Source organism: Bacillus sp. FSL K6-1033 (genome assembly GCF_038630765.1).
Lineage (GTDB): Bacteria > Bacillota > Bacilli > Bacillales > Bacillaceae > Bacillus > Bacillus altitudinis.
In genome coordinates this window covers 156283-174672 of the sequence record NZ_CP152041.1, presented here as the reverse complement: position 1 = coordinate 174672, position 18390 = coordinate 156283, and the positions used below count along the sequence as shown (strand labels likewise).

Sequence of the window (18390 nt, the reverse complement as noted above, 5' to 3'; positions counted from 1 at the left end):
AAAGCCTCCACCTTAAAGGATGGAGGTTTTTTCATGATAAAGACTTAGTCACAGCAGGTACTTTCAGCTCGAAACGATGAAGTAAAAAGCCAAACAAGGCTGCAAGCACTTGCTGAAACAGCATGCCAATCACAACAGGAACAGCAACAGCAGGCGGGAAAAAGCTAATGGCAAGCACAGCACCCGCGCTAATGTTCCGCATACCGCCCGTATACACAATCGCCACAATTTCTCCTTGGGTACATTTCATCGCCTTTCCAATCAACCACGCAAACGCATACCCACTCATCGCAATGAAAAAGACAGTCGCTGCTTTGCTAAAAAACGCCGCATCCAGTTCACGCAAATATGGGGCGACAACAGAACTGTTAATCGATACGACAACAAACAAGCCTAATTTTGAAAAAGGAGCCAAGGTCTGACTCATTGCTTTTGTCACCGATGGCTTTGCATACTGACGAACGAGCATCCCTAAAATAGAGGGCAACACCACCATACCGAATAGTCCTTTCATGATCGCCATCATGTCCATATGGACCTGTGTACCAACGAAGATTGACAAGCTTACTGGCACAATCAATGGCGATAGCAATGTATCAATTAATATGATAGATAACGTTAACCCCACATTCCCTTTATACATTGCCGCCCATATTAAACTAGACACACCTGTCGGAATCACCATCGCAAGCGTCAAACCGGTGATCGTCATAGAATCGCCTGCAAATATCAAATGCCCCGCCGACCATGCATAAAGGGGCATCAGCACATGCAAAATCACAAACGATAAAATCAAAGGCAATGGATGCATCACCGTATGCTTTAAAGCTGAAAAAGTAGATGACAAGCTCCCTGAAAATGTCATCACAGCAAACACCCAAGGCACCAAAAAGGTGAAATCTTTTAAATACGCCGCCAATAATACACCAAGTAGCACGCTGACAGGCGTAATGAGCGGCATCATCCGGCCGAGCACCTGATTCAAACGGACAAGCATGCCGGCCACCTCCATCCTTCACTTTCTTCCTTGTTCTATTGTAACAAACAGAAAAGTCTTTTTAAGATCCGATCACTTGTTTCATAAGTTTTTGACTAGACGTATCCATTCCAACTACGTCCACCTCTACACCAGCTGTACGATATTTTTCCTTCACACGTTCAATCGCGGCCACACCTGATTCGTCCCATATACGCGCTTCAGACAAATCAATCACAACCGTTTTCAGGTCGTTTCCATGATGGAAGGCTTGAATCAATTCAGTCACGGAAGCAAAGAAAATTTGACCCTTAATTCGATAAACCCATGTACCAGCTTGGCTTTCTGTAGAGGTAATATGGAGTTTTGATATTTTAGCCACAAAGAATACGGCACTAAGCAGCACCCCTGCAAAAACACCCTTGGATAAATCATGAGTGAACACCACCGTCACGACCGTGACAAGCATCACAAGAGAATCTGTTTTTGGGTTCTTTTTCAGCTGCTGGAATGAACTCCAATCAAAGGTACCAATAGAAACCATGATCATGACAGCCACAAGAGCAGCCATCGGAATTTGAACAACCACATCACCGAGCACAAAAATCAATACCATTAAAAATGCACCAGCCACAAAGGTGGAAAGCCTGCCTCGTCCCCCTGCCTTTGTATTAATCACAGATTGACCAATCATCGCACAGCCAGCCATACCGCCAAAAAATCCTGCCACCACATTGGCAATTCCTTGGCCTCTCGCTTCCTTATTTTTACGACTAGACGTTTCCGTCATATCATCTACAATCTGCGCTGTTAATAAAGATTCAAGTAAACCAACCATCGCAAGTGCTAAGGAATAAGGAAAAATGATAGCAAGTGTTTCCCAGCTAAACGGTACATTGGGAATAAGAAAATTTGGCAAAGAGCTAGGAAGCTCTCCCATGTCCCCAACCGTTCTGACATCAATATGCCCAAATACAGCAATCATCGTCATCACAATAATTGCAATAAGTGGAGAGGGAATAACTTTTGTGACCATCGGCAATACATAAATGATCAACAATGCTCCACCTGTCATGACATACATAGCCATGGATTCCCCAACGAAATGCGGCAGCTGTGCCATGAAGATCATAATTGCCAATGCATTAACAAAACCAACCATCACAGACCTCGGAATAAATTTCATCAGACGAGAAACACGGCACAATCCAAACACAATTTGAATCAAGCCTGTTAAAATCGTAGCTGCGAACAAATACTGCAATCCATGATCTGCAATCAAATTGACCATGACCAGCGCCATAGCCCCAGTAGCGGCAGAGATCATACCTGGTCGTCCACCAACAAACGAAATCACAATCGCAATACAAAACGAAGCATATAAACCGACCTTAGGATCAACGCCCGCAATAATCGAAAACGCAATCGCCTCAGGAATCAAAGCCAAGGCCACTAAAATACCCGCTAGCACATCCTGACGCACATGTCCAAACCATTCTTGCTTTACAAATAAATCTTTCAAACCATCTACTCCTTTTTATATACATACCGTACAAGGAAAAAGTAAGCGAATAAAAACCGGAGATACAGAAAGGAAAAAACAATAACCATTCAATTTCGGGGAAAAAGAGGAACGTACAGAGTCTTTTGTAAGAGAGGAAGTCATCACTTTAGTAAGTGATAAAAGAAATACGCCGAAGAATCAAGAACAAATAGAAAGGAGTATATAGAAAGCTAAGGCAAAGCTTCCATCAAAATCGCTCGAGTCATTTTCTATTTTCATGAGCCGAACCAAGATCAATGAACGTCAACTTATTTTAAAACAAACAAAAAAAGCCTTCTCATCAACGAGAAACCTTAACATTTACCATTATCATATAGAGGAAAGCTTCCAAGCGGGCTCGAACCGCTGACCTCTTCCTTACCATGGAAGTGCTCTACCTACTGAGCTATGGAAGCATGGCTCCGCAGGTAGGACTCGAACCTACGACCGATCGGTTAACAGCCGATAGCTCTACCACTGAGCTACTGCGGAATGGATAAAGTAACTTCTTCCATTGGAAGGATATAAACAAAAAGCTTGGCGGCGTCCTACTCTCACAGGGGGAAACCCCCAACTACCATCGGCGCTGAAGAGCTTAACTTCCGTGTTCGGTATGGGAACGGGTGTGACCTCTTCGCTATCGCCACCAAACCTGATGGAGAGAATGTTCTCTCAAAACTAGATAACAATGTTCATTTTTCACATTAGAATATAGGTTAAGTCCTCGATCTATTAGTATCTGTCAGCTCCACGTGTCACCACGCTTCCACCTCAGACCTATCAACCTGATCATCTTTCAGGGATCTTACTTCCTTGCGGAATGGGAAATCTCATCTTGAGGGGGGCTTCATGCTTAGATGCTTTCAGCACTTATCCCGTCCGCACATAGCTACCCAGCGATGCCCTTGGCAGAACAACTGGTACACCAGCGGTGCGTCCATCCCGGTCCTCTCGTACTAAGGACAGCTCCTCTCAAATTTCCTGCGCCCGCGACGGATAGGGACCGAACTGTCTCACGACGTTCTGAACCCAGCTCGCGTACCGCTTTAATGGGCGAACAGCCCAACCCTTGGGACCGACTACAGCCCCAGGATGCGATGAGCCGACATCGAGGTGCCAAACCTCCCCGTCGATGTGGACTCTTGGGGGAGATAAGCCTGTTATCCCCGGGGTAGCTTTTATCCGTTGAGCGATGGCCCTTCCATGCGGAACCACCGGATCACTAAGCCCGACTTTCGTCCCTGCTCGACTTGTAGGTCTCGCAGTCAAGCTCCCTTGTGCCTTTACACTCTGCGAATGATTTCCAACCATTCTGAGGGAACCTTTGGGCGCCTCCGTTACATTTTAGGAGGCGACCGCCCCAGTCAAACTGCCCACCTGACACTGTCTCCCTGCCCGATAAGGGCAGCGGGTTAGAAGGTCAATACAGCCAGGGTAGTATCCCACCGATGCCTCCACCGAAGCTAGCGCTCCGGTTTCCAAGGCTCCTACCTATCCTGTACAAGCTGTACCAACATTCAATATCAGGCTGCAGTAAAGCTCCACGGGGTCTTTCCGTCCTGTCGCGGGTAACCTGCATCTTCACAGGTACTATAATTTCACCGAGTCTCTCGTTGAGACAGTGCCCAGATCGTTGCGCCTTTCGTGCGGGTCGGAACTTACCCGACAAGGAATTTCGCTACCTTAGGACCGTTATAGTTACGGCCGCCGTTTACTGGGGCTTCAATTCGCACCTTCGCTTACGCTAAGCGCTCCTCTTAACCTTCCAGCACCGGGCAGGCGTCAGCCCCTATACTTCGCCTTACGGCTTCGCAGAGACCTGTGTTTTTGCTAAACAGTCGCCTGGGCCTATTCACTGCGGCTTCTCGGGGCTTTAACACCCTAAGAAGCACCCCTTCTCCCGAAGTTACGGGGTCATTTTGCCGAGTTCCTTAACGAGAGTTCTCTCGATCACCTTAGGATTCTCTCCTCGCCTACCTGTGTCGGTTTGCGGTACGGGCACCTCTCACCTCGCTAGAGGCTTTTCTTGGCAGTGTGGAATCAGGAACTTCGCTACTAAATTTCGCTCGCCATCACAGCTCAGCCTTCACGGGAAACGGATTTGCCTATTTCCCAGCCTAACTGCTTGGACGCGGATATCCAATACCGCGCTTACCCTATCCTCCTGCGTCCCCCCATTGCTCAAATGGTGAGGAGGTGGTACAGGAATATCAACCTGTTGTCCATCGCCTACGCCTTTCGGCCTCGGCTTAGGTCCCGACTAACCCTGAGCGGACGAGCCTTCCTCAGGAAACCTTAGGCATTCGGTGGACGGGATTCTCACCCGTCTTTCGCTACTCATACCGGCATTCTCACTTCTAAGCGCTCCACCAGTCCTTCCGGTCTGACTTCACTGCACTTAGAACGCTCTCCTACCACTGTTCGTAAGAACAGTCCGCAGCTTCGGTGATACGTTTAGCCCCGGTACATTTTCGGCGCAGAGTCACTCGACCAGTGAGCTATTACGCACTCTTTAAATGGTGGCTGCTTCTAAGCCAACATCCTGGTTGTCTAAGCAACTCCACATCCTTTTCCACTTAACGTATACTTTGGGACCTTAGCTGGCGGTCTGGGCTGTTTCCCTTTCGACTACGGATCTTATCACTCGCAGTCTGACTCCCAAGGATAAGTCATCGGCATTCGGAGTTTGACTGAATTCGGTAACCCGGTAGGGGCCCCTAGTCCAATCAGTGCTCTACCTCCGAGACTCTTACCTTGAGGCTAGCCCTAAAGCTATTTCGGAGAGAACCAGCTATCTCCAGGTTCGATTGGCATTTCACCCCTACCCACACCTCATCCCCGCACTTTTCAACGTGCGTGGGTTCGGGCCTCCATTCAGTGTTACCTGAACTTCACCCTGGACATGGGTAGATCACCTGGTTTCGGGTCTACGACCACGTACTCATGCGCCCTATTCAGACTCGCTTTCGCTGCGGCTCCGCATCTTCTGCTTAACCTTGCACGGGATCGTAACTCGCCGGTTCATTCTACAAAAGGCACGCCATCACCCGTTAACGGGCTCTGACTACTTGTAGGCACACGGTTTCAGGATCTATTTCACTCCCCTTCCGGGGTGCTTTTCACCTTTCCCTCACGGTACTGGTTCACTATCGGTCACTAGGGAGTATTTAGCCTTGGGAGATGGTCCTCCCGGATTCCGACGGAATTTCACGTGTTCCGCCGTACTCAGGATCCACTCTGGAGAGAACAACATTTCAGTTACAGGGCTGTTACCTTCTTTGGCGGGCCTTTCCAGACCTCTTCGCTTATATCGTTCCTTTGTAACTCCGTATAGAGTGTCCTACAACCCCAAGAGGCAAGCCTCTTGGTTTGGGCTGTTCCCGTTTCGCTCGCCGCTACTCAGGGAATCGCATTTGCTTTCTCTTCCTCCGGGTACTTAGATGTTTCAGTTCCCCGGGTATGCCTTCTCATACTCTATGTATTCAAGTATGGATACTACTCCATTACGAGCAGTGGGTTTCCCCATTCGGAAATCTCCGGATCAAAGCTTGCTTACAGCTCCCCGAAGCATATCGGTGTTCGTCCCGTCCTTCATCGGCTCCTAGTGCCAAGGCATCCACCGTGCGCCCTTTCTAACTTAACCATTTCTTACTTTAGAAAGAATCACTATGTGTGATGAACTTTGCATTGCATTCAATGTGAATGTATTACTTATTGTTATCTAGTTTTCAAAGAACAATCCTGTCTCGCTAGAGACATGTTTGAAGGAATGATCCTTCAAAACTAAACAAGACGAAAAACGTACGCTGCTCCATATATCCTTAGAAAGGAGGTGATCCAGCCGCACCTTCCGATACGGCTACCTTGTTACGACTTCACCCCAATCATCTGCCCCACCTTCGGCGGCTGGCTCCATAAAGGTTACCTCACCGACTTCGGGTGTTGCAAACTCTCGTGGTGTGACGGGCGGTGTGTACAAGGCCCGGGAACGTATTCACCGCGGCATGCTGATCCGCGATTACTAGCGATTCCAGCTTCACGCAGTCGAGTTGCAGACTGCGATCCGAACTGAGAACAGATTTGTGGGATTGGCTAAACCTTGCGGTCTCGCAGCCCTTTGTTCTGTCCATTGTAGCACGTGTGTAGCCCAGGTCATAAGGGGCATGATGATTTGACGTCATCCCCACCTTCCTCCGGTTTGTCACCGGCAGTCACCTTAGAGTGCCCAACTAAATGCTGGCAACTAAGATCAAGGGTTGCGCTCGTTGCGGGACTTAACCCAACATCTCACGACACGAGCTGACGACAACCATGCACCACCTGTCACTCTGTCCCCGAAGGGAAAGCCCTATCTCTAGGGTTGTCAGAGGATGTCAAGACCTGGTAAGGTTCTTCGCGTTGCTTCGAATTAAACCACATGCTCCACCGCTTGTGCGGGCCCCCGTCAATTCCTTTGAGTTTCAGTCTTGCGACCGTACTCCCCAGGCGGAGTGCTTAATGCGTTAGCTGCAGCACTAAGGGGCGGAAACCCCCTAACACTTAGCACTCATCGTTTACGGCGTGGACTACCAGGGTATCTAATCCTGTTCGCTCCCCACGCTTTCGCTCCTCAGCGTCAGTTACAGACCAGAGAGTCGCCTTCGCCACTGGTGTTCCTCCACATCTCTACGCATTTCACCGCTACACGTGGAATTCCACTCTCCTCTTCTGCACTCAAGTTTCCCAGTTTCCAATGACCCTCCCCGGTTGAGCCGGGGGCTTTCACATCAGACTTAAGAAACCGCCTGCGAGCCCTTTACGCCCAATAATTCCGGACAACGCTTGCCACCTACGTATTACCGCGGCTGCTGGCACGTAGTTAGCCGTGGCTTTCTGGTTAGGTACCGTCAAGGTGCAAGCAGTTACTCTTGCACTTGTTCTTCCCTAACAACAGAGCTTTACGATCCGAAAACCTTCATCACTCACGCGGCGTTGCTCCGTCAGACTTTCGTCCATTGCGGAAGATTCCCTACTGCTGCCTCCCGTAGGAGTCTGGGCCGTGTCTCAGTCCCAGTGTGGCCGATCACCCTCTCAGGTCGGCTACGCATCGTCGCCTTGGTGAGCCGTTACCTCACCAACTAGCTAATGCGCCGCGGGTCCATCTGTAAGTGACAGCCGAAACCGTCTTTCATCCTTGAACCATGCGGTTCAAGGAACTATCCGGTATTAGCTCCGGTTTCCCGGAGTTATCCCAGTCTTACAGGCAGGTTACCCACGTGTTACTCACCCGTCCGCCGCTAACATCCGGGAGCAAGCTCCCTTCTGTCCGCTCGACTTGCATGTATTAGGCACGCCGCCAGCGTTCGTCCTGAGCCAGGATCAAACTCTCCGAAAAAGTACAAAACCGAAGTTTTGCTTTTCGCCAGTTTGACTGACTACCTATGATGTATCATAGGATTTTTTATAAAAACTCGAATTAACAGGTACGTTTTGTCTTGTTTAGTTTTCAAAGATCATCTTCGCCGTTCTTAGCGGCTTTAATAATATAACATTTCGCTTCATCTTATGTCAATAACTTTTTTCAAGTTTATTTCCCGAAGCGTTTGTGTTTGTCACTGTGTGTCAGCGACGATTAATAATATATCACGAAAACATTCTGTTGGTCAACGCCTTTTCAGAACTTTTTTTAAAATAGTTTTATCGTGCATGTTAAACCCTTGTCCTGCATACAATCAAGTAACAATCTCGGACAAGGCAGGAGTGTTTGAATTGAGTCGATTATATGTGTTGCCTATTAAACGGCTGAAGCAAGTAGTCATTATTCTTGTAGCAGCCCTTGCAGCTGCAACCTTCTTTTATGTACAAAAGGCACCGCCGCTGTCGGTATTTAAAACAGAACAAGGACCCCGAGCAATTTATAAAGGAGAGACCTCATCAAAACACGCATCCCTTACGTTTAATATTGGCTGGGGAGACGAGAAGGCTGTTCCTATTTTAAATGTCCTCCGAGAGTACGATATAAAGAACGCCACTTTCTTTCTGTCTGCTTCTTGGGCTGAGCGTCACCCGGATATTGTGAAAAGGATTAAAGAGGACGGCCATCAAATCGGCAGCCTTGGCTATGCATATAAAAATTATAGCCAGCTTGAAGAAAACGAAATTAAGCGAGATCTTGTCCGTGCACAAAATACATTCCAAAAGCTTGGACTGGAAGACATTCAATTATTAAGACCCCCAACTGGGCAATTTAATGAAACGGTATTGAAAATTGCAACACAGTATGGCTATACCGTTGTCCATTACAGCATCAATTCTCAAGATTGGCTGAACCCAGGCGTCGACCAGATTGTTCATAATGTAAATGATCGAATGAAAAGCGGAGACATCATTCTCCTTCACGCCTCAGATTCAGCCACCCAAACCGCTCAAGCCTTACCAGCTATTTTAAAACACTTAAAAGATCAAAATTTAAGAAACGTCACGGTTGGCGAGCTTATCTCTAATACAAAAACAAAGTCAACTGAGGTTAAGTAGCTTTTGCTTTTGAAAACCGCGGCATAGCTAATAACTGAAACGCATTACAACCTAATAGCGGGAATAGCATTAAATATAGCCAGTCCTCTTCATTGACTCTAAGCGCCGGAAACCATTCTAACGACGTGATCACGACCATGAGAAACATTGCAGAAATAAATGTTTTCTTAGAGGACTGCTGCTGTTTAAAATAAGACACGATCAATGCAAACACACCGATAAAAACAGGCAGCCACAAGTATGGAAGAAATGATTCATTCTCCCCGAAAAACAAAAACCGCAAATAAGCTAAATCAAACAGCACGAAAATCACAAGGAATAACTGAATGGTATTCCATAAAGAATGCGACCTGAAAATCTCCAGCGCAAACCGGTGCACTGTCAAAAAGACAACAAACCCCATTTGACTGATTACACTAAAGATCATCCCCACACCAATAAACCAAAATAACACAGACGCAATCTCTAAAATCTCAAACGATACAAACAGCTTCTGATATTTCCCCCACTCCAGCGCAAAACCTACCACGCTTGTAATGACCGCTCCAACAGCCAGCACAGAGAAGAAAAAACGAACTAAATCCCGACTTTTCATTGAAATGACCCAACCCCTATTTTTGTTATGTATAAATTCATGTGAAACATTCATATTAAAAGTAAGACATGTAACGAAAGGAGCCACAGTATGTCAAAAGGCATCTTGCGTATAATGAGCTGTTTTCTTCTTTTATCTCTAACAGCTTGTGCTCCCAAAACCCAATCCTCATCTAATATGGACTATGACGAAACGAAAAAAATGGTCGTCGATATTTTGAAAACAGATGACGGTAAAAAGGCCATTCAACAGTTATTAAATGACGAGGCAATGAATGAAGCTTTGGTAATGGATGAACAAACTGTGAAAAAAACAATAGAGAAAACACTGACTTCTGATAAAGGCAAAGAGTTCTGGAAGAAGGTCTTTGAGGATTCTAAATTTGCCGAGACTTTCGCAAAATCCATGCAGCAACAGCATGAAAAGATGTTAAAACAATTGATGAAGGACCCTGACTATCAACAAATGATGATGGATATTCTCAAGGATCCTGAAATGGAAAAGAAATACGGTGAACTGGTCAAAAGCAAAGAGTTCCGAAAGCACTTAGAGAAAGTTATTACAGAAACATTAAGCAGCCCTCTCTATAAGAAGAAATTCGAAGATGAGCTAAAAAAAGCAGTCTCTGAAAGCAGCAATGATTCCGGTTCACAAGGAAGCGGCAGTTAAACATCACCCGAGTGGCACAAGGTCCACTCGGGCTTTCATTATGCTTTCACTGTTAATTGTTCAATGACTTTATTGGCAATGTGTTGATACACTTCCCCTGTCGGATGACTCGCATCATAGACAGAAGGTGCAAAATCGTCCTCATTCCAATCAGGCTGTCTTAAAGGGATTTGACCAAGAACTGATACACGCAGCTCCTCCGCCAGCTTATCCCCGCCGCCCTTTCCAAAGACATATTCCTTCTCACCTGTTTTTTTGCTTTCATAGTAACTCATATTCTCAACGACCCCTAGCACCTCGTGATCTGTTTGCAGTGCCATTGCGCCTGCTCTAGCAGCAACGAAAGCCGCTGTTGGATGCGGTGTCGTCACAATGATTTCTTTACAGCTCGGAAGCATCGTATGAATATCAAGTGCCACATCACCTGTTCCAGGCGGAAGGTCTAATAGTAAGTAATCTAATTCTCCCCACTCTACTTCGTGGAAGAAGTTATTTAGCATTTTACCAAGCATCGGTCCTCTCCAAATGACCGGTGCGTTTTCTTCAACAAAAAAGCCCATTGAAATCACTTTGACGCCAAAGCGTTCCACAGGAATAATCTTTTCCCCTTTAACTGTCGGTCTGACGGTGATTCCCATCATATCCGGTACGCTAAAGCCGTAAATATCAGCATCGATCAGTCCCACTTTTTTCCCTAGACGAGCCAGTGCCACAGCCAGGTTAACGGAAACGGTTGATTTCCCAACTCCGCCTTTTCCACTCGCAATCGCTAAGAACACAGGTGGATTTTTAGAGTTGAGCAAATTTTCTTCCTCATCCTGTGACGGCATAAACCTTTCAAGCGTTTCTTGAGGCAGTTCTTCAAAACGAAGTCCTACAGTGTTCGCGCCGGCTGCTTTTAAAGCTTGTACGATGTCTTGCTGCAGCTTCATCTGCTCAGCAGTGCCTGTTTTGGCAATCGCCACTTTTAAGCTCACATGCTCTTTTTCAGGCTTTAGGCTGATTTCCTTGATGGCATCCAGCTCACCAAGCGGTATATGAAGGAAAGGTTCGTCCATCTTCCCAACTAGTTTTCTCACATCATCTTGTCCGATCATAGCAGAACCTCACCCTTTATTGAATTCGTTTACAATCCAAGTATATCATACATATCCTTACAATGTCTGTCCTCTTTGCCTGCGATAAACAGGAAAAAGCCCCTTATTCAGGCGGCTCTTTTTGCTCTGTTAAATATCTTAAAATGCCTTTATAAATCGAAGCAGCAATTTGATCCTGATATTTAGGAGTCGCCAGCTGACCAGCCTCTTTTGGATTCGATAAAAATCCGATTTCGACAAGCGCTCCTGGCTTCGTGACATTTTGCATTAAATAAATCCCATTGATTCGCTTCGCCTTGCGATCTGTGTTTTCAAGGTTGTTGCGCAATTCATCTTGAATGAACTTCGCTGCTTTTTCATTCTCTTCATACTTTCCGTAAAAGAACGTCTGTGCCCCGCTCCATTTGTTCGATGGGATCGCATTTAAATGAATGCTTAAATAGAGATCCGCTTCAGACTCATTGATGACTTTCACACGGTTTCTCAAATCCTCCGCTTTCTTCCGGGCATAACCTTTTGTATTCTTTGATGATAAATCAGAGTCATCTTCCCGGGTCATGAGAACAAGTGCTCCCTGCTCCTGCAAATAGTCTCTTATCTTCATGGACACATCCAGTGCAATCTCTTTTTCGAGCAGCTCTCCTCCTACGGCCCCGCCATCTGGACCGCCGTGACCCGGATCTAAATAGATGATCTTGCCGCTCAAAGGCAAGTTCCACGATTTCCACGAATCATCATTTAGAAACTGAAATCTGAATAAGAATAAGAGGACAATAAACCCGATTAAAAACCCTGTCCATTTCAGCTTTCTTTTCATCCCTGTCCCTCCCATACACCATTATTTTATAGATATGGGACAAGGGCTGGAAATATGCTTAGTGCAGTCGAAGCTTATGCCTTTTTTCTGATTCCCGAAAGCCTTCCTGCCACCACTTACTTAAAAATTCTTTCGCAAATGGATACAGACACGACATCTTACGCTCCATTCGGAACATATTCCCCCACGATTGCAAACACCCTGCTAGCTCCTCAACCAGCTCATCTTCTTCATGAACTGACCGCTTTTTTATATCATCGAAGGATTCACCATACTTACTCGACTCACCGTATCTCCCACCTGCTAAAAAAGCCTCAATGGCGAAATCGATACAGCCATCACTCATAATCCCAGCTGGATCATCTGCAAATGGGAACAGCTTCCTCGTGAATTTCTCGGAAGCGACCGTCACCTGTTGAAGAGACAATGTACGCAACAGTTTCTTTTCAAGCGTGACATCTCGTTTTGTTTTCAATTGATAAAATGAAAGAACTTCTGCCATGGACTGAACTCCTTTTTTCTTTGTATTGTTCGTTGGTTTGAACAAAACATGCAGTTCAGTAAATGGAAATGATGAAATAAGTGGTGGAAATGGGTTCTTGTGATAAAATGGTTTTTTATATAGAAAGAATGATAAAGGGGCAAAATAAATGAAAAAGTGGATGTATATCCTACTACTAATAACAGTCATTCTATCCGCTTGCAGTAGTCAAGCCAGCGAGAAAGAGAGTGACATCAAAGGAATAGAAGACATTTCCTTAAAACAGCTTTCTAAGCACAAAAATTCTTATATTGGAGACAACGGAGCAGTCGGCGCTATTTTATCAGATCTTCCAGGTAACGTGATTCGCGAGTATGAAATCGTAGATGAAAAAGTGCTAAAAGTGACATACGGCGTGAAAGAAAATACCAATGATACAGAAGAACAGTTTGATACATTTTGGTTTGATAAGAAGGATACCATTGAAAAAAACTACTTATATAATGCATTGGCACTTTTTATTCTTATCGATAACGTGGAGCAAGTGACACTCAAGATGAACGCTAAAGACGAGCCATCCGTCACGTTTAAAAGAAAACAGCTAGAAAAAAAGCTGCCTCATTCTTTTAAAGTGTACAAAGACGATACAGCGCTTTGGCAAAAGGAACTGGTTGATGGAGTTGTGAAGTCAAAAGATAAACGTCAAGATGTATACAAAGCGTTTCCCATCAAGAAATAATAAAAACAGAGGGGCGTCACCCTCTGTTTTTTGATAATTATGTAGTAAAAGCTTGAATCAATCGTTGTCGAAAGTTTTGATCTGCTACTACGGTAAGTATAAATTCATCGAACACTTCCCCCATCCAGTGAGAATTCTCCGCTTTCAGGTCATTGATGAATAGAGAAATCGATATAGTTGATGTATCCGTTTTTCGATATAAGGCAGCAGTGACAACAAACAACGTCGATCCACCTTTATACCAAATATATTGATCTGTTTCCGTCTTCAATATTTCTCTCAGCACAATTTGGCTAAAAAGACGCTTTTCTTCTGTTGTTAACAGCTCATCCTGTAGACGTTTCATAAAATGTGCATATTGATTCGTTGTAGACCTTGTCATCTTTTGCGTCAGTAAAGATTGAATACGCAAGCTTAACAAGTTCTTTTTCATCAATTTTTCTTCTAACGCCTTTTTATGCTCCGGGTCATTTTTCATGATATGAAAAATCTCAATCATCAGAGATTTGTATTGTTTATCAGTTACATCGCTTATTTGCTTTAATGCATCCTGCTCATGATCAGATACATAGGCTGGCCACAACACCTTGGGTGTCAGCGGCATGAGTTCATCATGTTCTGTAAGACCTGCTTGTTTCATCTGATCATTGATCTTCTCTAAGCCCAGCAGGTCAATCAAATAATCAGTACAAGCATTCGAACTAAATTGCATCATCCCTTTGGCAACATCTAATAAAGTTGCATGCTCAGAAAAATCGTTGACCTCTAGCCAGTATGTGTGAGCACCGCCATCGGTTCTATCAATATAAAACCGCTCTATATCAGACAATGCCACTTTTTCATCTAGCTTGATGTCACCGCTGGATACAGCTTTAACAAAATGAAACAAAACAATTAATTTCATCGTACTTGCAAGTGGTGTTTTTTGATCACCATTCCAATCTAATACCACATCTTCATTTTCAATAATTGTTACTGATACGTCCTTTTTGTTTTTCGTGACAAATGCCAAAAGATCCTCTTTTGTTTTCTTCAAATGTTTCTCCTTTCCAAACCACTATAGATTCTCGTCTCCAATATAACAAATATTTGAAACAAAGGAACAAAAAAGCAAAGGGCTGTGAATACCTTTGCTTCTTGGTGTGTTTATTTACGAAGAAGATGCAGTTTCATCCCATCATGTGTAGCTTCAAATCCCAACTTTTCGTAAAGACGGCGTGCTTCTGGCCTCTGTTTGTCAGTTGTCAGCTGAATCATATGACACCCGCGGTCACTTGCGCGTTGAATAGCCCGCTTGATCAACAATGTGCCAATTCCTCTTCCTCTATGAGTCGAGGCTGTACGAACTCCTTCTATTGAAGCTCGCCATCCTCCTTGATACGTTAGAAATGGAGTCATTGTTAATTGGAGAAAACCGACTACCTCTTCCCAATCACAAGCGACGATTAGTTCAATATTGGGATCCGCTTCGATCGAATGAAAGGCATTGAGGTAGCTTTCTCTTAATGGACGAGAGTAGCGTTCTCTCTTTTGCCCTAATTTGTCATCTGAAAGCATCAAAACGATGTTGTCGAGGTCTCCTTGGATGGCTTCTCTAAATGTCAATTGGTTCAGATTCAATGAACACCCCTCCTATCACGGAATGGAAGCCTTTATTCATTTGCCAAAATACCAATTGATAGCGTTCTCATATAAAATTTTATCCACCGCTTCCTCATCAAACATCTGTTGAATCAATTCAACATCACCGTATTCAAATGGCCGTTTCGCCCTTGTAGAGGGCAGGTCTGTACCAAACATCAGTGCATCAGGATTCGTTTGATAAATAGACGTCAATGCATGTTCAACCTTTAAATCAACACGCCCAAAGCCAGTCGCTTTCACACGAACACCTTTTTCAACCAGCTTGAGCAAATGCGGCAAGCCTTCTTCAGATAAGCCTAGATGATCAATGGAAACGGCCGGCAGCTGTTCAAGCGTTGATGAGATGTCAGGGAGATGCTTAGCGTCTATGTAAATCTCACTATGCCACCCAGCCAGCTCATACACCCTTCTCGCAAAATAGTCGAGCTTTGAAATATCCTCCGAACCGCCCCGCTTCACATTAAAACGCAAAGCTTTTACCCCTTGTTGATTCAATTGAACAATCTCATCATCGGCTGCGGTAAAAGGTAATTGAGTCACACCGCAAAAAGCCGGTCCCATTTCATCTATTGCTTTCAACAAATAGCCTTGATCAAAGCCCTGAAATGACCCTGATACAATCGCTCCACCTACAATCCCTAAATCAGCCGTCTCTCTCCTATAATCATTCACCACATAACTCGGCGGTGTATATCCTTGGTTTTCTTGAATGGGAAAATCAAAATCAATGATATGAAAATGTGCATCAAAGATCCTCATGCCCGCACCCCTCTTCTACTTATTTGACCTGATTATATCAATAGAGAAAGCCAAGGGATATTTGGAATGACGAATTACTTCATATCATGAAAACTTATCAAGTTTTCCATTCCTCTCGTAAGATGGCATAATAAAACTCATCCCACCACTCATTTCCTTGTGGTATACATTTTTTAAAATATCCCTCTCTCCTCATCCCCATTTTCTCCATCACTCTCCATGACGGCACATTTTCTGGCTGACAAGTGGCAATGATTCGATGTAAATTCATTGTGTGAAAACCATGATGTAGGACAGCAAAAGCAGCTTCTGATGCATAGCCTTTGTTTTGATATGCAGAATTGAAGACCCAGCCAATTTCATATGTGTACTCACCAAAGTAAGGGTGAAATACGATATGCCCGATGCATGTATGATCTTCTTTTAATAGAACAGCAAAATTCTTGCCCGTCTCAAGACGATTATTTTTGACAAATTGCTGCGCCTCTTCTCTAGAAAAAACACCTTCTGGCATATACTTCATCACCGCTAGATCAGATGTATATGCATAGACATCCTGCCAATCATCCTCAATAAACGGTCGAATGAGACATCTTTCTGTTGTTAGATTCATAAATGCCATCCCCCTTTAACATCATTTTTTAAACAGAAACCTGACTATGATCCTATTTTATATGTTTCCAGACAGAAAAAAACACAAATAAAAAAGCACCAGCAGGATGCTGATGCTTTTCATATAGGGTTTGTCTGTACAAACCCTTGTAAAACGTCCATACAATATAAAATTGATTAACGTTTTGAGAACTGAGGTGCGCGACGTGCGCCTTTAAGACCGTATTTCTTACGCTCTTTCATACGAGAGTCACGAGTAAGAAGTCCAGCACGTTTAAGTGGTGTACGGTACTCAGGATCTACTTCTAGAAGAGCACGAGAGATACCGTGACGAATTGCTCCAGCTTGACCAGAGAATCCACCACCGTGAACATTTACAAGAACATCGTAGCTGTTAGCTGTTTCTGTGATGTTCAAAGGCTGTTTCACGTCTTCGATTAAAGCAGCGAATGGAATGTATTCAGTAATTTCACGATTATTAACGACGATACGGCCTTCACCTGGAACTAAGCGAACGCGCGCTACAGAACTTTTACGACGACCTGTACCGTAATATTGAACCTGTGCCAAATTGTTAACCTCCCTTATAATTAACCGCGAAGTTCGTAAACTTCAGGTTGTTGTGCTTGATGTGGATGCTCAGAACCACGGTACACATTTAATTTTTTGAACATTTGACGACCTAGTGGACCCTTTGGAAGCATACCTTTGATAGCAAGCTCCAACATTTTTTCAGGGTAGTTTGTACGCATCTCAAGAGCAGTTCTTTGTTTCAAACCACCTGGGTGCATCGTATGACGGTAGTAAATTTTGTCCGTCAATTTCTTACCAGTTAATTCGATTTTCTCAGCATTGATGATGATCACGTGATCACCTGTATCAACGTGTGGTGTATAAGTTGGTTTGTGCTTACCGCGCAAAAGTGATGCTACTTCAGTAGAAAGACGACCTAGAGTCTTGCCTGCCGCATCAACCACTAGCCATTTGCGCTCAATTGTGCTTGCGTTCGCCATTGGTGTTGTACGCATGAGTTTCCCTCCTAAATAAATCAATGAATTTTCCTGAATCAAATGCTACGTTCTATTTCAAAACACAGATAAGTCTTCCGGGGCTTATTTGTGGGGTTGAAATACATACCATATGATATCTTATAACTTTCTGCTTCCTGTGTCAAGAACATGTTACACCTGGTTTAGTTGTCATAGAAAACTTCCCATAAATACAGTCCGTGACTGGGCGCAGTCTTGCCTGCCGCTTCGCGATTTCGGGCGGCAAGCATGGCTTTTATCTCCTCAGGGTGAAATTTACCAGAACCAATTTCAAGTAACGTGCCGGCTATAATTCGCACCATGTTATATAAAAAACCATTCCCTCTCACACGCATTTCAAGCCCGTCTGAGACGTTTTTCCACTCAAGGGTGTAAATCTCCCTCACCTTGTCTTGAACCTCTGTATTGGCCGCACAAAAGCTTGTGAAATCGTGTATGCCAATGAGGTGTCCAGCAGCTTCTCTCATTTTGTCTGCATCCAGCCGGTAAGGAAAGTGGCAGGCATACTGTCTCGTGAACACATTTTGGTGCGTTTCCGTTGAGACCTTATAACGGTACTCCTTCGAAACGACACTAAAACGTGCATGAAACGATTCATCCACTTCCTCAGCCTTTAGAACCCTGATGTCATCAGGCAGGAGGCTATTGAGGGCAAAAGGCCATCTTTCCATCGGGATGGCAAGCGGGGTGTCAAAATGGATGACCTGCCCCTTTGCGTGAACGCCACTGTCTGTCCGGCCAGAAGCCACAATCGGAATCAGTTCATCTTGTTTATGCATTCTAGCAAGAGCAGATTCAATCTCCGTTTGTATAGTACGCTGTCCTGGTTGCACTTGATACCCTTTAAAATGTGTCCCATCGTATGATACGGTACATTTTACTTTCATCTAGGCATC

Annotated in this window: 16 protein-coding genes, 2 tRNA genes and 3 rRNA genes; 3 read left to right on the top strand and 18 right to left on the bottom strand. The window is 44.6% G+C overall.

Going from position 1 to position 18390, the window contains the following annotated elements; genetic code table 11:
• Positions 1–31: 31 nt before the first annotated feature.
• From MHH31_RS00995 to MHH31_RS00965, 7 genes are all read right to left on the bottom strand, one after another.
• Positions 32–997, bottom strand: coding sequence for a bile acid:sodium symporter family protein (locus MHH31_RS00995; protein WP_268413466.1), 966 nt, complete (start codon positions 995–997; stop codon positions 32–34).
• Positions 998–1058: 61 nt separating this feature from the next.
• Complete coding sequence (locus MHH31_RS00990; protein WP_342495150.1) at positions 1059–2498, bottom strand: SulP family inorganic anion transporter; 1440 nt, start codon at positions 2496–2498, stop codon at positions 1059–1061.
• A 364-nt stretch (positions 2499–2862) separates the two neighbouring features.
• Positions 2863–2935 (bottom strand) — tRNA-Thr (locus MHH31_RS00985).
• Position 2936: 1 nt separating this feature from the next.
• Positions 2937–3011: transfer RNA gene (locus tag MHH31_RS00980), tRNA-Asn, on the bottom strand.
• A gap of 43 nt (positions 3012–3054) precedes the next feature.
• Positions 3055–3170: ribosomal RNA gene (rrf, locus tag MHH31_RS00975) — 5S ribosomal RNA — on the bottom strand.
• Between the two features lie 61 nt (positions 3171–3231).
• Positions 3232–6162, bottom strand: a 23S ribosomal RNA gene (locus tag MHH31_RS00970).
• A gap of 182 nt (positions 6163–6344) precedes the next feature.
• Positions 6345–7893 (bottom strand): 16S ribosomal RNA (locus MHH31_RS00965).
• The 16S, 23S and 5S rRNA genes sit together here with 2 tRNA genes alongside, the layout of an rRNA operon.
• 374 nt (positions 7894–8267) lie before the next feature.
• Between MHH31_RS00965 and pdaB the strand changes: the two genes are divergently transcribed.
• Positions 8268–9032: a polysaccharide deacetylase family sporulation protein PdaB gene (gene pdaB, locus MHH31_RS00960; RefSeq protein WP_039170433.1), complete on the top strand. Its 765-nt coding sequence runs from the start codon at positions 8268–8270 to the stop codon at positions 9030–9032.
• On the opposite strand, the gene MHH31_RS00955 is transcribed toward pdaB, so the two are convergent.
• The gene (locus MHH31_RS00955; protein ID WP_008345196.1) at positions 9025–9627 is read right to left on the bottom strand and encodes a KinB-signaling pathway activation protein; all 603 of its coding nucleotides are present in this window, start codon (positions 9625–9627) and stop codon (positions 9025–9027) included. The two genes, pdaB and MHH31_RS00955, sit on opposite strands and share 8 nt — an antisense overlap.
• Before the next feature lie 90 nt (positions 9628–9717).
• On the opposite strand from MHH31_RS00955, the gene gerD reads away from it, so the two are divergent.
• Positions 9718–10296 carry a spore germination lipoprotein GerD gene (gene gerD / locus MHH31_RS00950; RefSeq protein WP_007496366.1) on the top strand — a complete coding sequence of 193 codons (579 nt, stop codon included), beginning with the start codon at positions 9718–9720 and terminating at the stop codon, positions 10294–10296.
• Positions 10297–10334: 38 nt separating this feature from the next.
• Here the strand turns inward: gerD and MHH31_RS00945 are convergent, their stop codons facing one another.
• From MHH31_RS00945 to MHH31_RS00935, 3 genes are all read right to left on the bottom strand, one after another.
• Positions 10335–11393 carry an Mrp/NBP35 family ATP-binding protein gene (locus MHH31_RS00945; RefSeq protein WP_110487782.1) on the bottom strand — a complete coding sequence of 353 codons (1059 nt, stop codon included), beginning with the start codon at positions 11391–11393 and terminating at the stop codon, positions 10335–10337.
• A gap of 103 nt (positions 11394–11496) precedes the next feature.
• Entirely contained in the window at positions 11497–12210 is a 714-nt protein-coding gene (gene cwlD / locus MHH31_RS00940) for an N-acetylmuramoyl-L-alanine amidase CwlD (protein WP_017359175.1), read from the bottom strand.
• Positions 12211–12268: 58 nt separating this feature from the next.
• Positions 12269–12712 (bottom strand): YbaK family protein, encoded by a 444-nt coding sequence (locus MHH31_RS00935; RefSeq protein WP_035389125.1) that lies wholly within the window; start codon positions 12710–12712, stop codon positions 12269–12271.
• A 148-nt stretch (positions 12713–12860) separates the two neighbouring features.
• Between MHH31_RS00935 and MHH31_RS00930 the strand changes: the two genes are divergently transcribed.
• Positions 12861–13430: a DUF4825 domain-containing protein gene (locus MHH31_RS00930; RefSeq protein ID WP_342495149.1), complete on the top strand. Its 570-nt coding sequence runs from the start codon at positions 12861–12863 to the stop codon at positions 13428–13430.
• A 37-nt stretch (positions 13431–13467) separates the two neighbouring features.
• On the opposite strand, the gene MHH31_RS00925 is transcribed toward MHH31_RS00930, so the two are convergent.
• The 7 genes from MHH31_RS00925 to truA form a co-directional block, all read right to left on the bottom strand.
• A complete protein-coding gene (locus tag MHH31_RS00925) occupies positions 13468–14466 on the bottom strand; it encodes a serine hydrolase (protein ID WP_342495148.1) in 999 nt (332 codons plus the stop codon).
• A gap of 110 nt (positions 14467–14576) precedes the next feature.
• Positions 14577–15050: a GNAT family N-acetyltransferase gene (locus MHH31_RS00920; RefSeq protein WP_342495147.1), complete on the bottom strand. Its 474-nt coding sequence runs from the start codon at positions 15048–15050 to the stop codon at positions 14577–14579.
• A gap of 36 nt (positions 15051–15086) precedes the next feature.
• Positions 15087–15833, bottom strand: coding sequence for an amidohydrolase family protein (locus MHH31_RS00915; RefSeq protein WP_144668503.1), 747 nt, complete (start codon positions 15831–15833; stop codon positions 15087–15089).
• A gap of 97 nt (positions 15834–15930) precedes the next feature.
• Positions 15931–16446 carry a GNAT family N-acetyltransferase gene (locus tag MHH31_RS00910; RefSeq protein ID WP_058337232.1) on the bottom strand — a complete coding sequence of 172 codons (516 nt, stop codon included), beginning with the start codon at positions 16444–16446 and terminating at the stop codon, positions 15931–15933.
• 176 nt (positions 16447–16622) lie between these two features.
• Entirely contained in the window at positions 16623–17015 is a 393-nt protein-coding gene (gene rpsI, locus MHH31_RS00905; RefSeq protein WP_007496354.1) for a 30S ribosomal protein S9, read from the bottom strand.
• A 20-nt stretch (positions 17016–17035) separates the two neighbouring features.
• Positions 17036–17473: a 50S ribosomal protein L13 gene (rplM, locus tag MHH31_RS00900; RefSeq protein ID WP_003217042.1), complete on the bottom strand. Its 438-nt coding sequence runs from the start codon at positions 17471–17473 to the stop codon at positions 17036–17038.
• A gap of 164 nt (positions 17474–17637) precedes the next feature.
• Positions 17638–18381 (bottom strand): tRNA pseudouridine(38-40) synthase TruA, encoded by a 744-nt coding sequence (gene truA, locus MHH31_RS00895; protein WP_008345213.1) that lies wholly within the window; start codon positions 18379–18381, stop codon positions 17638–17640.
• Positions 18382–18390 lie beyond the last annotated feature (9 nt).

Coding starts and splice junctions, on each gene's coding strand:
- MHH31_RS00995 (WP_268413466.1), bottom strand. CDS start 997: ATGCTTGTCCGTTTGAATCAGGTGCTCGGCCGGATGATGCCGCTCATT.
- MHH31_RS00955 (WP_008345196.1), bottom strand. CDS start 9,627: ATGAAAAGTCGGGATTTAGTTCGTTTTTTCTTCTCTGTGCTGGCTGTT.
- gerD (WP_007496366.1), top strand. CDS start 9,718: ATGTCAAAAGGCATCTTGCGTATAATGAGCTGTTTTCTTCTTTTATCT.
- MHH31_RS00945 (WP_110487782.1), bottom strand. CDS start 11,393: ATGATCGGACAAGATGATGTGAGAAAACTAGTTGGGAAGATGGACGAA.
- cwlD (WP_017359175.1), bottom strand. CDS start 12,210: ATGAAAAGAAAGCTGAAATGGACAGGGTTTTTAATCGGGTTTATTGTC.
- MHH31_RS00935 (WP_035389125.1), bottom strand. CDS start 12,712: ATGGCAGAAGTTCTTTCATTTTATCAATTGAAAACAAAACGAGATGTC.
- MHH31_RS00930 (WP_342495149.1), top strand. CDS start 12,861: ATGAAAAAGTGGATGTATATCCTACTACTAATAACAGTCATTCTATCC.
- MHH31_RS00915 (WP_144668503.1), bottom strand. CDS start 15,833: ATGAGGATCTTTGATGCACATTTTCATATCATTGATTTTGATTTTCCC.
- MHH31_RS00910 (WP_058337232.1), bottom strand. CDS start 16,446: ATGAATCTAACAACAGAAAGATGTCTCATTCGACCGTTTATTGAGGAT.
- rplM (WP_003217042.1), bottom strand. CDS start 17,473: ATGCGTACAACACCAATGGCGAACGCAAGCACAATTGAGCGCAAATGG.
- truA (WP_008345213.1), bottom strand. CDS start 18,381: ATGAAAGTAAAATGTACCGTATCATACGATGGGACACATTTTAAAGGG.